A 14,628-nucleotide genomic window follows, 5' to 3' on the forward strand; every position below is an offset into this window, starting at 1 on the left:
GCATGGGGATGCTCCTTCGGCTCGATGTCGTACATCACCACCGAACCGGAGCGTGGGGGTCGCGGGACACCAAGTGGGCCGCCGTTCTCGCAGGTGGGGCTGTCCGTAGGAAAAATGCGGATAACCTCATAGACGCCCTCCTGATCCCCCATGACGATGGAGGCTTATGAGATCCAGGCTGGTGGCCGGGCTGCTCGCGGTGGCCTCGGCCGCGGGGATCACGGTGGGCACGTCGGTGGAGTACGGCCTGCCGGAGATGCTGCCGTTCATCCTGGTCGCCCTGATGTTGCCGGCGGTCGGGTGGCTGCTGGCGTACAGACGCCCGGAGATCCGCTACGGCTGGGTGCTGCTCGCCGCCGCGCTGTCGCTCGGGGCCGGCATGCTGGGCACAGGGCTGATCGGAGCCGGTGCCTTCTCGGGATTCTTCGCCTACGTGCAGTCAGTCGGGCTCGCCCTGTTCTACGGGCTGACCTGGATCTTCGTCCCCCTGCTGTTCCCCGACGGCCGGCTGCCCTCTCGACGCTGGCGCGCCGTTCCGTGGATCGCGGGCGCCGCGATCGCCGCGCACGGCATCGGGACGGCGGCGGGCGGGGTGAACCTCTCCAACCCGATGGTCCTGGAGAACCTCGTCGCGGCGTTCGTGGGGGGCACCGGGCAGTTCGTCACCTGGATCGTCGCGGCGATCGTGTTCTGCGGGCTCGTGGTCCGCTGGCGGCGCAGCGAGCGGGCCGAGCGGGGGCAGTACGCGTGCATGGTCGCGGGCGTCGCCGCGACCGTGGCGGGCGGCGCGCTGACGATGCTCATGCTCTTCGGGCTGGACACGCCGTTCCTCGTGGGGGCGGCGGGCATGGCGCTGGTCGGGTCGCTTCCCGCCGCCATGGTGGTGGCGATAGTACGGCACCGGTTGCTCGACATCCGGATCGGCGTCAGGGGATCGCGCCTGCACCTGGTGTTCGACGTTCGGCCCACGGTCGGCGAGGTGCTGTCGGACCTGGGCACGGCACTGGAGGACACACCGGAGCCGGTGGAACAGCTCGGCCGGCTGGCCGCCGCCGTACGCGACGGGCTGGAGCTCGAATGGGCGGCCGTGACGCTCGCCGACGGGACCCGCGTGGTGGCCGGCCAGGCACGGGGCCCGGCCGTGCTGACGATGCCGGTACGCGGCGGTCTCGGGCACATCGAGTGCGGCCCCAGGGACGCGGGGCCGCTGACCGGCCAGGACCGGCGGCTCCTGGAGGCCCTGGCCGTGCCCGCGGGGCTGGCGATCCAGAGCGCCGGGCTGGTCACCCGGCTGGTCAACGCCCAGGAGGCCGAACGCCGCCGCATCGAACGCAACATCCACGACGGCGTGCAACAACAACTCGTCGCCCTCATCGCCGGCATCGAGCTGGCCCGCGCCACGGGAGCGGGCGCCGACATGCTCGCCCAGCTGCGCGAGCAGGCCCGGCAGACGCTCGCCGACCTGCGCGAGCTGGCGGCCGGCATCCATCCGTCGTCACTCAGCCAGGGCGGCCTGGTGGAGGCGGTCGAGGAGCGATGCTCGCGCCTGCCCGTGCGTACGACGGTGACCTCGGCCCCCGCCCTGAGGTCGAGGCGCTTCACCGACGAGACAGAAGGTGCGATGTACTTCACCGTGAGCGAGGCCGTGGCCAACGCGCTCAAGCACGCGGGGGCCACCACCATAGAGGTACGCCTGACCCTTGCGGACGGCCGCCTGGCCGCCGCCGTCACCGACGACGGGAAGGGCTTCGACGTGTCGCACACGCCGCGCAGAGGGCTGGCGACGTTGTCGGACCGGCTGGACGCCCTCGGCGGCGGCCTCGGCATCGACACCGAGCAGGGGAAGGGGACACGGGTGAACGCGTGGGTGCCGGTCGATGAGTGAGCCGATCCGCACGGTCGTGGCCGATGACCACTACCTGGTGCGCGAGGGCACCCGCCGGCTGCTGGAGATGTCGGGCGAGGTGACGGTCGTCGGCGCGGTGGGCAACGCCGACGAGCTTCTCGACGCCGTACGCCGGCTCGGGCCCGACGTCGTGATCACCGACATCCGGATGCCGGGAGGGGAGTGGCGGCAGGGGTTCGAGGGCATCGACGCCGCCCACCGCATCCGCTCCGACCATCCTGGTGTCGGCGTGGTGGTGTTGTCGCAGTTCGCGGACGCGTTGTTCGCGTTCGAGCTGTTCAAGCACGGCACCGAGGGCTACGCCTATCTGCTCAAGGACCGGGTCGGCGATCTGGACGAGCTGCTCGGCGCGATCGGCGCGGTGGCCTCGGGCGGCTCGGTCATCGACCCGAAGGTGGTCGAGGGCCTGCTGGCCAGGCGTGACGTGCGCGGCCAGCGGGAGCACCTGACCGACCGCGAGCGTGACGTGCTGCGGGAGATGGCGCACGGCCGCTCCAACTCGGCCATCGCGCGGGCCCTGCACCTGTCGGTCTCGTCGGTGGAGAAGAACGTCAACGCCATCTTCACCAAGCTCGGCCTGGAGAACAGCGGGGACGTGCACCGCAGGGTGGCCGCCGTGCTCGTCTACCTGGGGCCCGATCCGTCCTAGGGCGCGCTCCGAGATCGACTCCGCGGCACGTGAGCAGCTCCCCGGCTTCATTCGCCGGGGTAGCGCACCCCGATCTCCTCGCGTACGGCGTCCATGGTGGTCATCACCGCGACCGACTGCTCGTGGGTCATCAGCGGGCTCTCCACCTTGCCCTCGGCGATCAGCCGCTCAGCCTCCGCGGCCTGGTACTGCATGCCTCTGCCGGTCACCGGCTCGTCGAACCGTTCCAGCTCCTGCCCCGCCACGTTCTTCACGGTGACCGCCGCGGGGGAGTACCAGACCGAGTCGATCTCGATCCGGCCCTCGGTCCCGAGCACCACGGCGGTGTTGGGGCCTCTGGTCTCCATGGAGGAGTACGTCGTCGAGACGGCATCGTTGCGATGACGCATGACCGTCGCCACACAGACATCGACGCCGGTGTCCCTCAGGGTGCCGCGCCCGGTGACCTCCACGGGAGCGCCGAGGATGTCGTGGGCGAAGGACACCGGGTAGACGCCGACGTCCAGCAGGCAGCCGCCGGCGAGGTCGAGGTTGTTGAGCCGGTGCGCGGGGTCTGACGGGAGCCGCTGCGTGTGGTCCGCGTGCAGCGAACGGACGTCGCCCACGAGGCCGCGTTCGATCACCGACCTCACGTACGCCATATGAGGGAGGAAGCGTGTCCACATGGCCTCCATGACGAGGAGCCCCTTGCCGCGACCGCGCTCGAACACAGCGCGAGCCTCGGCGGCGTTGACGGTGAACGCCTTCTCGACCAGCACGTGTTTGCCGCTCTCGAGGGCGGCCGTCGCGTTGGCGGCGTGGAGGTTGTGGGGGGTCGCCACGTAGACGATGTCGACGTCAGGGTCGGCCACGAGCTCGTCGTACGAACCGTGAGCGTGCTCGATGCCCCACTTCCCGGCGAAGGCACGCGCGTTGTCCGCCGACCGCGACCCGGCCGCGGCGACGCGGTGGCCGTGCGTGACGAGGTCGCGGGTGAAGGCGTTGGCGATGCCCCCGGTCGCGAGGATGCCCCAGCCCACCTCGCCCTTGGACATGGGAGAAGGTCGTACGTCGGTCATGCGGTCTCTCTGTAGTCGAGGACGACCTGAAGGACGTCCTGAGGCATTTTGTCCAGCATGTCGAAGGCGTCCGATGCGCTCTTGGCGGGGAAGACGTGGGTGACGAGGTCGTCCAGGGCGAGCTTGCCGTCATGCGCCAGTGACAGGACCGTGCGTGACATGCGCAGGTCGCTCCAGCGGTGCTGCAGGTGCGACGCCACCCCCGAGATCTGCGAGCAGACGATGGCGACCCGGTTGTGGTGGAACTCCTCACCCAGCTTCAGGGCCGTCGCCGGCCCCTGGAAGAACCCGCCGGCGACCACGCGGGAGTTGTAGCCGACGGTGCGGACGGCTTCCTGGAGCGCCTGGTACGCGCCGCTCATCTCGATCACGACGTCCGCTCCCCGGTTGTCGGTGGCGGCGCGAACCGCGGCGGCGACGTCGTCACTGGCCGGGTCCAGCGTCTCGTCGGCGCCGAGCCGCTCGGCGAGGGCGCGCCGCGTGGGGACCGGGTCGACGACCGTGACCCGCGCGCCGTTGAGGCGGGCCAGCTGGGCGACGATCTGGCCGGGTACGCCGGCTCCGAAAACGACCACCGACTCGCCGAGGTGGATGTCGGCGTCGAGGATCGCGTTGAAGGCGATCGCGCCGATCCGTCCGAAGACGCCCGTCATCGGCTCGACGCCGGGCAAAAGCCTCTGCCTGGCGTACTCGGCCGGGCGCACGACCGTCGACCGGTGCCCCCACGATCCCCAGACGAGCTTGCCGACCAGGTCCTCGTCGCCCGTGGATCCGACCGCGGCCACCCGGCCGACCTCCTCGTAACCCCAGGCGTCGATCGGGTAGGACATGGTCGAGCTGCCCGGGACGAACAGCTTGCGGGCCGGGTCCCATTCACTGGCCAGGTAGGGGTTCGTGCCCCGGTAGGCCGTCAGCTCGGTGCCGGCGGAGATCCCGGAGTACGCCGTCTCCAGCAGGACCTGTCCGGGACCCGGTGACGGGTCCTCGACCTCGACCACGTCGACCGTGCCTGGCGAGGAGAAACGTACAAGGTGTCCCACGGGCTTTCAGCTCCTCTTCTGTGGGGGTTGATCGGCGACCAGGCGGAAGACGAGCGCCTGCTCGGGGTACAGCATGGGTCCCTGCAGCCCGACGGCCTCCAGCGCCCTGCCGGAGATGACGGGACGGTCGAGCCACCAGGAGGGCTTACCGCTGCGGGTGCGCACGAGGGCGCCGGCCGAGAGGGAGACAGGCTCGACGCGGTAGAACAGGTCAGGGTTCAGGGCCGGCAGTCTGATCCGGCCCGGCTGCGCGGCCGCGGACGTGTCGAGCGCCACGAAGGCGAAGAGTGCTCGCGTCCGGTCCTGGCTCACCACGCCATGGGCCCAGTAGGCGTCGTCGGGGTAGTCGCAGTGCACCGCGGTTCCGCTGTGCAGCAGCTCGCGCTCCTGTTTGTACACCGCCACCCACTCGCCGAGCTCCGCCAACTCCTCGGGGGAGGCGGTGCGCAGGTCCCACTCGATGCCGAAGTGGCCGAACAGGGCCGTGGCCGCCCTGAAGGCCAGGGAGTGCGTGCGGTCGGTCGTGTGGGCGGTCGGGGCGCCGACGTGGCTGCCGACCATCTCGGCCGGCAGCACGAGGCCGGTCCACCGCTGGATCCTCTGCCGTTCCAGCGGGTCGATGCAGTCGCTCGCCCATGCCCGGTCGGTGCGCTGGAGCACCTCGAGGTCGACCCGGCCTCCGCCGGAGGAGCACGACTCGATCTCGAGTTCGGGATGCCGGCGGCGCAGCTCGTCCATCAGGGCGTACGCCGCCGAGGTCTGTGCGTGCACCTTCGCCTCGCCGGTACGGCGGTCGCCGGCTTCGACCAGGTCGCGGTTGTGGTCCCACTTGATGTAGTCGATCCGGTACTCCGCGATAAGGGCGCTGATCGACTCGAGCACGTGGTCGAAGGCCTCGGGAATGGCGAGATTGAGCACGTGCTGGTGGCGACCCGTGAGGGGGAGGCGTCCGTCGCCCGGCGCCAGAATCCACTCGGGATGCGCGCGGGCGAGCTCCGAGTCGTCGTTGACCATCTCCGGCTCGAACCAGAGCCCGAACTGCATGCCCAGGCCACGGACGGCCTCGACCAGAGGGTGGAGGCCCTTCGGCCAGATGGCGGGATCGACCTGCCAGTCACCGAGCCCCTTTCTGTCGTCACGTCGGCCGAGGAACCAGCCGTCGTCGAGGACGAAACGTTCGGCCCCCACCTTGCTGCCAAGCGTCGCCAGCTCGATCAGGGTGTCCACATCGTGGTCGAAGTAGACCGCTTCCCAGGTGTTCAGGACGACGGGCCTCGGTGAGGCCGGGTGGGCGGGCCGCGCCCGGAGATGCTGGTGGAAGGCGGTGGAGACGGCATCGAGTCCGTTGCCGTGGACGGCGTACAGCCAGGGGGTCGTGTAGGTGTCCCCAGGATCGAGGGGCATCTCTCCCGGAAGGAGGACCTCGCCGCCGCCGAGAAGGCGCAGCCCGTTGAGGCCGAGCTCCGCGAACGTGACGTGGTTGCCGCTCCAGGCGGTGTGAACGGCCCACACCTCACCACGCCGGAAGCCGAAGTCGCTCGTTCCCGCCACGAGCAGGAAGCTCGCGTCGGAGCCCGTGCGGCCGCGGCGGCCCTCGCGTACGTGTGTGCCGGCGTGGAAGGGATGCCGCTGAGGGGAGCGCTCTCGCAGGTGGCGCCCGGTGAAGTCGAGAATCTCCTGCGCCTCGGCGGGGACCGGCAGCGCCAGGCGCATGGCATCGACCGTGAAGGTCCCGCTCTCCGCGGTGTTGGTCACGGCCGCCCGCAGGCGCGCGACTCCTTCGGCGGAGAGCTCGACGGTCGTCGTCAGGGCGAGCTGCACGGTCTCGTCGACCGCCCGGCTCACGAGCACCTGACCCTGGTCCGGCCGGCCGGACAGCTCGTGCTCCGAGGCGAGGAACCGCGTGCTGAAGGCGGTCCCGTTCCGATGTCCCTCCAGGCCGGGGGTGCCCATCCAGCCGGCCGACTGCTCGGGCAGCACGGCGGGGTGCCGGTGTTGTCCGGGCAGTCCGTCCGCTCCGAACTGCGCCTCGCTCAGGGTGGCGAGGAAACGTTCGTGGGCGGGGTCCTCGTCCAGCCGCGCCCCCCAGTGCAGAACCCGCGGCACGCCCGAGCTGACGTCGACCACGAGGGACGTGGCCGCGGCGGTCAGCGTGTGAACCCGGACGGACCCGGCCGTCGACAAACTCATGTGCGCTCCAGTTATAATTTCACAGCGAAACTATAGCTGGACAGCATGCCACACGGATCGCCGGTGGACGACCCCCTGTTCCGGGGCGGTCGGACCAGGCCCTCGGATCAGGAGGATCAATGCGCCCCGACCTGCCCGCCTCGTCGAGAGCGATTGCCATCGACGTCCTCGTGCATGGTGCCCAATCCCGGGCCCAGCTCGCGAAGAAGACCGGTCTGTCGGCGCCGACGCTGACGCGCCTGGTGCGACCGCTGCTCGATGCGGGTGTCCTGGTGGAGTCCGAGTCCGTGCGCACGACCGGCCGCGGGCGGTCGTCGGTCCTCCTCGATGTCGTCGCTGACGACCACCGGTACGTCGGCGTGAAGCTCACCAGGGAGTCGATCTACGCGGTGCTCACGAACCTCCGGGCCGAGGTGCTGGCCAGCGAGATGTTGCCCGAGCCGTCGCTGGACGTGCCGGACGTGGTGTCCTGCGTCGCCGGCGTCGTCTCCCGGATGGAGGACAGAGCCGGCCGGCCCGTGCGGGGCGTCGGCGTGACCGTGGGCGGCCGGGTGGACAAGGGCGAGACCGTGGCTGACTCGCCGTTCCTGGACTGGCACGAGGTGCCGTTCCGTACGTTGCTCGCCGAGCAGGTCGATGCCCCGTTGTTCCTGGCCAACGACGTGGTGGGCCTCACGATGGCGCAGCAGTGGTTCGGCTATGGGCGCACCTATCCGGACTTCGCCTTGCTGACGGTAGGCGCGGGTGTGGGGTACGGGCTCGTGATCAACCACGAACTCGTCCCGACCTTGGTCAGCCCGATCGGCCATCTGCCCGTCGATCCGCATGGGCCGCTGTGTCCCGCCGGCCATCGTGGCTGCATGACGGCCTTCGTGACCTCGGGGGCGATGGCCAACACCGTCTCCCTCGCGCACGGGCGGCTCACCACCTACGACGAGGTGCTCGAACTCGCCGAAGCCGGTGACCCGGCGGCGGCGCGCGTCGTCGCCGAGGCGGCGCACGCCGTCGGCCGCGCGACGGCGGCCATCACCTCGCTGACCGGAGTCGACCGCATCATCCTGTCCGGAGAAGGTGTGCGGCTTGTCGAGATCGCGCCTGACAGTCTGCGCGCCGGCCGCGTCCAATACGCGGACGAGCAGGTCAGCGTGCTGGATCCGGTGATCAGGCCGATGGACTTCCTGGAGTGGGCTCGGGGAGCGGCAGTGGTTGCGATCAAGGCGAGCTTTCCCTGAGGTTGGACACACCCCCTCTTGACTTCATAATTTCGCGGTGAAATTATGTCGGCCCGGATCGCGTCCCATGTGACATAACAGGGCACGTTCACCGAGAGGCTCACGCATGCACATCCCACCCCTGAAGATTCTGGCCGCCGCCGCGGCGTGCCTTCTGGCGGCCGCGTGCACCGGAGGGGTTCCCCCCTCTTCCGATGACAACGACTCCAGGTCGCTCAAATACCTCATCGAGGAGCCGGAGGACGCGGAAGCTCTGAAAGCTCTCAAGGAGGACATCGCTGGCTTCGAAAAGAAGTCGGGCATCGACGTGAAGGTCACCACGTTGCCCTTCGACAACATGCGCACGGTCCTGCAGACCCAGCTCCGTTCCGGTGAAGGACCCGACGTGTTCAGCTGGGGCTCAGGTCCGAGCTTCGGCGGGGCGCTCGTCAAGGCCGGCCTGGTGCAGGACCTGACCGCCGCCTACGACAAGTACGGCTGGAAGACCTTCGACTTCGCCAAGGAGCGAGTCACCTACGACGGGAAGGTCTACGGGATCCCGGGTGAGCTCGAGACCATCGGTCTCTTCTACAACAAGAAGATCTTCGCCGACCTCGGGCTCGCCCAGCCGCGGAACCTGGCCGACCTCAAGAAGGCCGCGGAGAAGATCCGCGCGGCCGGCAAGGTGCCGATGGCCGTCGGCGACAAGGAAGCGTGGGAGGGCGGACACCTCCTCAGCATGGCCCTTTCCAGCACGATCGGCGGCGACGGGATGGAGGCCCTGTTCAGCGGCGAGAAGTCCTGGGACTCCCCGGAGGTCACGGCGGCGCTGCAACTGTGGGCGGACTTCAACAAGGCGGGCTACCTTCCCAAGTCGCCCACCTCGGTGGACTACGACACCTCGACCGCGATGTTCTTCTCGGGTGAAGCCGCCATGATCCCGACCGGCAGCTGGTTGGTCGGCGAGATCGACGACCAGGCGAAATTCGAGGTCGGGTACATCCCCTTCCCCGCGCCCGATGGCCCCGGGATCTTCACCGGCGGCCTGGGCTCGGGGCCATGGATCTCGGCGACCGCGTCGAACAAGGAAGCCGCGGAGAAGTTGCTCGACTTCCTCCAGTCCGAGGAACACGGCCGCTGGACGGTCGAGAACCTGCACACGATCCCCCCGAGGCCCATGGACACCGCCGACCTCGACGTCTCGCCCCTGCTGACCCAGGTGCTGAAGGACACCGCCAAGGTGGGCGCGGGCGGCGACTTCGGCCACAACATCGACGTGATGGTCTCCGACACCCTCAGCGAGGCGATGTACGACGGCGTGCAGGCGGTCCTCACCGGTCAGCAGAGCGCTGAGGAAGTCGCCGCGAGTCTCAAGGCAGCGGCAGAGCAGTGACCACAGGCGCTTCGACCAAGGCGACAGCTCCAGCACCGACCACGGCGCCGGAACGGGGGACGCCGGCCCGTCGCCGCCTGCCCTGGCGAACCATCAAGGCGGACACTCCCCGCGTCACCCGCAGGGCTCAGGCCCGGCTGGGTTTCTTCATGGTGGCTCCGCTGGTCGCCATGGTGGCAGTCTTCCTGCTGCTGCCCATGGCGAGTGCGGTCTACTACGTCTTCGTCGACTTCAACGGTTTCGACCCCACCCCGCCATGGATCGGGTTGTCCAACTTCACCGAGCTGGCGCAGGACCCGGACGTATGGGCCGCGTTCAAGAACAACGTCATCTGGATCGTCATCGGCACGTCCTCTCCCATCGTGTTCGGGCTGGGCCTCGCCGTGCTGGTATGGAACGTCCGGCGAGCGAGCGTGCTCTACCGGATCGCGTTCTTCCTGCCGTTCGTGCTGCCACAGGTGGCCGTCGGTGTGGTCTGGGGCTGGATCTACGAACCCTCGCGAGGCTGGCTCAACCGCGTCCTCGAGACGGTGGGGCTGGGCTCACTCGCCAAGGGGTGGCTCGGCGACCCGGACACCGCGCTGTACGCCGTACTCGGCACCGCGATCTGGGCCACCGTCGGCTTCGTCTTCATCATCTTCCTGTCGGCGCTGCGGAACGTCGACATCGACCTCGTCGACGCCGCCCGCCTTGACGGGGCGAACGGCTTCCAGCGGCTGCGCCACATCATTCTTCCGCAGATCATGCCGGTGTTCCTCATGGTCACCACCATCACGCTGCTGGGTGGTTTCAGCGTCTTCGACATCATCTTCGTCATGACCGGCGGCGGCCCGGCCGGTGCCACGGAGGTGCTCGGGACCTACGCCTACAGCAGCGCGTTCCAGCTCAACCGGATCTCCTACGGCACCACGCTCGCGCTGGTCATCACGGTGATATCCATCCCGTTCGCCGTCTGGATGAACCGGCTGCAACGCAAGCTCTCACTGCAAGGAATGGGCGCATGAGCCACCGGACCGCTGGATCCAGCACGCGCGGTCGCCTCCTGCTGACCGGCAAGCACCTTCTCCTGCTCGGCCTGTCCGCGCTGATGCTCTTCCCTCTGGTGCTGACGGTCTCCACGGCGCTGAAGACCGGCAACGACGTGAAGGTGAACCCCTTCGGCCTGTTCTCGTCGTTCTCCACCGAGAACGTCGAGAAGGCCTGGACGGTCGGGGACTTCGGCAGCTACGTGGTCAACAGCTTCCTGCTGTCGGTGCCGAGCACGCTCCTCGTCGTGGTGCTCTCGACGATGGCCGGGTACGCGTTCGCGCGACTGCCGTTCCCAGGGCGAAGCCTCCTGTTCTACCTGGTGGTCCTCGGCCTGCTCGTGCCGTTCTTCACCTACATGATCCCGCTGTACTTCCAGCTCCGCAGCATGGGACTGCTGGACAGCCTGCTCGGGGTCAACCTGGTGCTGGCCAGCACGGGCCTGTCATTCGGCACGTTCTTCATGCGCGCGTTCTTCTCCGACCTCCCCGTCGAGCTCGACCAGGCCGCCCGCATGGACGGTGCCTCAGAGTGGCAGATCTTCCTGAAGGTGATTCTGCCCCTGGTCAGTTCGGGGATCGGCGCACTCGCCGTGTTCACTTTCCTGCAGAACTGGAACAACTTCCTGGTGCCGCTGCTCTACATCCCCAGCGGTGAGCACCGGCCGCTGACGACGGGCCTGTACCTCTTCCTCGGGGGGCGCTCCATCGACATCGGGCCGCTGGCGGCGGGCACGCTGATCACCATCCTGCCCGTCGTGGTGCTCTTCGTGGCGATGCAGAAGCAGGTCACCCAGGGCTTCCTGTCCGGGGCCATCAAGGGCTGACCCGGCCTCTCCTCATTCCTTCGAGCTAGGACGCAACGTGCACGACGTACTCGACCCGCGCGACCTCGTGCCCGACGAGGCCGAGCAGCTTGCCCTCAGCGGATACCAGGTCGGTGGCCTGCGGGCCGCCGCCCGCGAAGCGGCGGCCGAGGGCGACCTCGCCGGGCTGGCCGAGGTGCGGACGCGGTTGGCGGAGCTCGAACGGGACCCCGGCTGGGACTTCGAGGAGCCGGAGGACGACCGCGTGCTGCTGGAGCACGCCGCCACGGTCTCGCCGGTGGAAGCCGAACGGGAGCTCCTGCCGGAGCGGATCCACGGTGCCTGGCTGGGACGCGCGGTGGGCAACACGCTCGGCAAGCCGGTGGAAGGCCTGACCCGCGCCGAGATCGCGGCCTACCTGCGCGCCGCGGGGCAGTCGCCGCAGACCGGGTACCTCCCCCTGCTCGACCCGTTGCCCGAAGGAGTCGGCGCGTTGCATCCATCCGCGCAGGTCGCGACGGCCGGTCGCTTCGTCGACGTGCCCCGCGACGACGACATCGACTGGACGATTCTGGCCCTGCACGTCCTGGAGACCCACGGAGCCGGCTTCACCACCGAGCAGATCGCGGCCACGTGGTTGGACAGGGTGCCGTTCACCCAGACCTACACCGCCGAGCGGGCGGCGTACCGCAATCTGATCGGTGGTCTGCGCCCGCCCGTCACCGCGACCACCGACAACCCGTACCGGGAGTGGATCGGGGCACTCATCCGAGGTGACGCCTTCGGCTACGTGTCGCCGGGCGATCCCGCGGGCGCGGCTCGCATGGCGCTCGTGGACGCCCGGCTGAGCCACACGGCCAACGGCAGGTACGGCGAGATGTGGGCGGCCGCGCTCGTCGCCGCGGCGCTCGCCGCCGACAGCGTCCAGCAGGCTCTTCGCCACGCACTGTCTGTGGTGCCGCCCCGGTCCAGACTCCATTTCGCCCTCGCTCATGTGCTGTCGCTGCGCGAGCAGGGCGCCGGGCGAGTGGAGGCGCTCGACTGGGTGGACGAGGCACTGGGCGACTACCCGTGGGTGCACACGGTCAACAACGCGGCGCTCATTACGATCGGCCTGCTGTGGGGCGGGCACTTCATGGACGCGGTCGGCCTCACCATCTCGGGTGGCCGGGACACCGACTCCAATGCCGCGACGGTCGGCAGCGTCTACGGTGCCCTGCACGGGCGGGACGGCATCCCGCCGGAGCTGGTCGGGACCACGCATGTTCGTGTCCGGAGCGCCGTACGCGACTTCGACCGCATCGCTGTCGCCGAGTTGGCCGCCCGGACCGCGCGGCTCGCGGGCACCTTCGCGCCACCGTGAAAGCCGGATCGCCGGAGACTGTCCCGAAGGCGAGCGAGCGATGAGGACGGTCCGCGCTCAGCCCTCGCCGGCCTGAGCGTCCTGCACGTTCCCGCGCAGTGCTGTGGCCACCGGTTCGACCGGCTCCGACAGCTGCTCGATCCGTCTCCTGCCGTGGTGGCGCTGCTCCCGCTCCGGCGGCATCATCTTCAGCCTGGCCGCCGCCGCGAGGGCCGCGAGGATCCGCACGTCCCGGTCGAGGCGGTTCGCGGGCCGGCCGCCGCTCGCCGCCCTGCTGACGCGCTCGGCGAGCCTGCGCGACAGGTAAGGTTTGCGCGGCGTGATCCGCTCGACGGGGAACAGTAGCACGCGCCGCCGCTCTACCCGGATGAGCCGGGCGGCTGCCAGCTCGTCGCGCACGAGGCGGAAGGCGCCCGCGCGGTCCTTGCGGATCCACTGCCGCCACGACCGGGGCGGGGAGTTCGCGATCTGCTCCCAGACGGCCGCCTGCAGCGGGCCGGGATCGACGGGGGCGACGACCGCCCGCGCCCTGCCCGCGTCGTCCGTCAGGTTGCCGGCCACCAGCAGCTCGGCCAGCGCCGCCGCGCGCAGCAGGTAGCCGAGCTCGCCTCGGTCGGCCAGCCGCCCCTTGCGCAGGTCGAAGGCGAGCAGGAACGCCGCTTGGGGCAGGGACTCATCCCGCTTCACCCGCATCTCCGTCTTCATCCGCCTGTTCCTTGCCCTCCTGGTCGTCCTCCTGGGCCTTCCTCGGGCGTCCGCGGGGCCGCATCCGCCCCACGCCGTCGGGCAGGCGCCCGGCCTCCGACAGGGCCCTGCGCAGCACGAACTCGATCTGCGAGTTGGTGCTGCGCAGCTCGTCGGACGCCCACCTGGCCAGCGCGTCGTGGACCACGGGGTCGAGCCGCAGGAGGATCTTCTTTCGTTCCACGACTATTACTGGTAGAGCGTTCCGGTGTTCACGATCGGCTGTGTGTCGCGATCGCCGACCAGCACCACGAGCAGGTTGCTGACCATGGCGGCCTTGCGCTCCTCGTCGAGGTCGACCACGTCGTGCTCGGCGAGCTTGGCCAGCGCCGTCTCGACCATGCCGACCGCGCCTTCGACGATCCGCTGGCGGGCCGCGACCACCGCGCCGGCCTGCTGGCGCCGCAGCATCGCGTGGGCGATCTCGGGCGCGTAGGCCAGGTGGATGATGCGGGACTCGATGACCTTCACCCCGGCCGCGGCCACCCTGATCGAGATCTCCGCGGACAACTTCTCGTTGATCTCCTCGGCGTTGTCGCGCAGCGACAGCCGCGGCTCGCCGTGCGAGTCGTACGGGTAGCTGCCCGCGATGTGGCGCACCGCCGTCTCCGCCTGGATGGCGACGAACTCCACGAAGTCGTCCACCTCGAACACCGCCTGCGCCGTGTCCTCCACCTGCCAGACCACCACGGTCGCGATCTGGATGGGGCTGCCGTCGGCGTCGTTGACCTTCGTCACGTCCGTCTCGTGGTTGCGGATCCTCGTGGACACCGGCCGCCGCACGGTGATCGGGTTGACCCACTGCAGGCCGGGCGCACGCAGGGTGCCGACGTAGCGGCCGAGCAACTGCACGACCCTGGCCTCGCCGGGGGCCACCGCGGTGAGCCCGAAGAACAGCACGACGCCGGTGAGCATCACCAGGACGGACAGCACGAGCAGCCACACGCCGCCCTGCCCGGCCCCCGAGGCAAGCATGGCGATCGCGACGGCGAGCAGCGCGGCCCCGGCGAGCGTGACCAGCGTGGCCACGCCGAGCATCATGAACCCGCCGGCCGCCCGCACCGGGCGCTCGTTCGTCCGTGGCGCCGGCATGTCGACGACCGCTCCTTCCACCGCGACCCCGCTTGATGTCTCGGTCATGGCCCGACTCCCTCTCCACCGATTTCACGTTGCTATCTAAGTGATATCACTTTTTCGGCAAAAGGGGGAGAGGGGTTCCCGGGCAACCGCCGGGGGTCAGCCG

13 protein-coding genes are annotated in these 14,628 nt (G+C 69.6%); 7 read left to right on the forward strand and 6 right to left on the reverse strand.

The genetic code is table 11. The features are described from left to right. Positions 1-166: 166 nt before the first annotated feature. Both E1267_RS37180 and E1267_RS37185 read left to right on the forward strand, forming a co-directional pair. A complete protein-coding gene (locus E1267_RS37180; protein ID WP_132339894.1) occupies positions 167-1,885 on the forward strand; it encodes a sensor histidine kinase in 1,719 nt (572 codons plus the stop codon). Further along, positions 1,878-2,555: a response regulator transcription factor gene (locus E1267_RS37185; RefSeq protein ID WP_132339896.1), complete on the forward strand. Its 678-nt coding sequence runs from the start codon at positions 1,878-1,880 to the stop codon at positions 2,553-2,555. Before E1267_RS37180 ends, E1267_RS37185 begins: the two co-directional genes overlap by 8 nt. A 47-nt stretch (positions 2,556-2,602) precedes the next feature. On the opposite strand, the gene E1267_RS37190 is transcribed toward E1267_RS37185, so the two are convergent. The 3 genes from E1267_RS37190 to E1267_RS37200 are packed head-to-tail and all read right to left on the reverse strand — an operon-like array spanning position 2,603 to position 6,843. Beyond that, entirely contained in the window at positions 2,603-3,613 is a 1,011-nt protein-coding gene (locus E1267_RS37190) for a Gfo/Idh/MocA family protein (protein ID WP_132339898.1), read from the reverse strand. Then, the gene (locus tag E1267_RS37195) at positions 3,610-4,653 is read right to left on the reverse strand and encodes a zinc-dependent alcohol dehydrogenase (RefSeq protein ID WP_132339900.1); all 1,044 of its coding nucleotides are present in this window, start codon (positions 4,651-4,653) and stop codon (positions 3,610-3,612) included. Before E1267_RS37195 ends, E1267_RS37190 begins: the two co-directional genes overlap by 4 nt. A 6-nt stretch (positions 4,654-4,659) precedes the next feature. Beyond that, entirely contained in the window at positions 4,660-6,843 is a 2,184-nt protein-coding gene (locus E1267_RS37200; protein WP_132339902.1) for an alpha-galactosidase, read from the reverse strand. Between the two features lie 119 nt (positions 6,844-6,962). Between E1267_RS37200 and E1267_RS37205 the strand changes: the two genes are divergently transcribed. The 5 genes from E1267_RS37205 (at position 6,963) to E1267_RS37225 (ending at position 12,641) form a co-directional block, all read left to right on the forward strand. Beyond that, a complete protein-coding gene (locus E1267_RS37205; RefSeq protein ID WP_132339904.1) occupies positions 6,963-8,075 on the forward strand; it encodes an ROK family transcriptional regulator in 1,113 nt (370 codons plus the stop codon). 106 nt (positions 8,076-8,181) lie between these two features. Further along, positions 8,182-9,447 carry an ABC transporter substrate-binding protein gene (locus tag E1267_RS37210; protein ID WP_132339906.1) on the forward strand — a complete coding sequence of 422 codons (1,266 nt, stop codon included), beginning with the start codon at positions 8,182-8,184 and terminating at the stop codon, positions 9,445-9,447. Positions 9,448-9,596: 149 nt separating this feature from the next. Continuing rightward, entirely contained in the window at positions 9,597-10,451 is an 855-nt protein-coding gene (locus E1267_RS37215) for a carbohydrate ABC transporter permease (protein WP_132339908.1), read from the forward strand. Then, positions 10,448-11,299 carry a carbohydrate ABC transporter permease gene (locus E1267_RS37220; protein WP_132339910.1) on the forward strand — a complete coding sequence of 284 codons (852 nt, stop codon included), beginning with the start codon at positions 10,448-10,450 and terminating at the stop codon, positions 11,297-11,299. Before E1267_RS37215 ends, E1267_RS37220 begins: the two co-directional genes overlap by 4 nt. A 37-nt stretch (positions 11,300-11,336) precedes the next feature. Beyond that, positions 11,337-12,641: an ADP-ribosylglycohydrolase family protein gene (locus tag E1267_RS37225; protein ID WP_132339912.1), complete on the forward strand. Its 1,305-nt coding sequence runs from the start codon at positions 11,337-11,339 to the stop codon at positions 12,639-12,641. Between the two features lie 57 nt (positions 12,642-12,698). Here the strand turns inward: E1267_RS37225 and E1267_RS37230 are convergent, their stop codons facing one another. Genes E1267_RS37230 through E1267_RS37240 form a run of 3 tightly spaced genes read right to left on the reverse strand, consistent with a single transcriptional unit; the run spans position 12,699 to position 14,525 of the window. After that, the gene (locus E1267_RS37230) at positions 12,699-13,346 is read right to left on the reverse strand and encodes a GOLPH3/VPS74 family protein (RefSeq protein WP_220449860.1); all 648 of its coding nucleotides are present in this window, start codon (positions 13,344-13,346) and stop codon (positions 12,699-12,701) included. Next, positions 13,315-13,569: a type II toxin-antitoxin system antitoxin gene (locus E1267_RS37235; RefSeq protein WP_425465121.1), complete on the reverse strand. Its 255-nt coding sequence runs from the start codon at positions 13,567-13,569 to the stop codon at positions 13,315-13,317. The genes E1267_RS37230 and E1267_RS37235 overlap by 32 nt, the downstream gene beginning before the upstream one ends. Positions 13,570-13,574: 5 nt before the next feature. Continuing rightward, the gene (locus tag E1267_RS37240; RefSeq protein WP_132339914.1) at positions 13,575-14,525 is read right to left on the reverse strand and encodes an SPFH domain-containing protein; all 951 of its coding nucleotides are present in this window, start codon (positions 14,523-14,525) and stop codon (positions 13,575-13,577) included. Between the last annotated feature and the right edge of the window lie 103 nt (positions 14,526-14,628).

Source organism: Nonomuraea longispora (assembly GCF_004348345.1).
Classification (GTDB): domain Bacteria; phylum Actinomycetota; class Actinomycetes; order Streptosporangiales; family Streptosporangiaceae; genus Nonomuraea; species Nonomuraea longispora.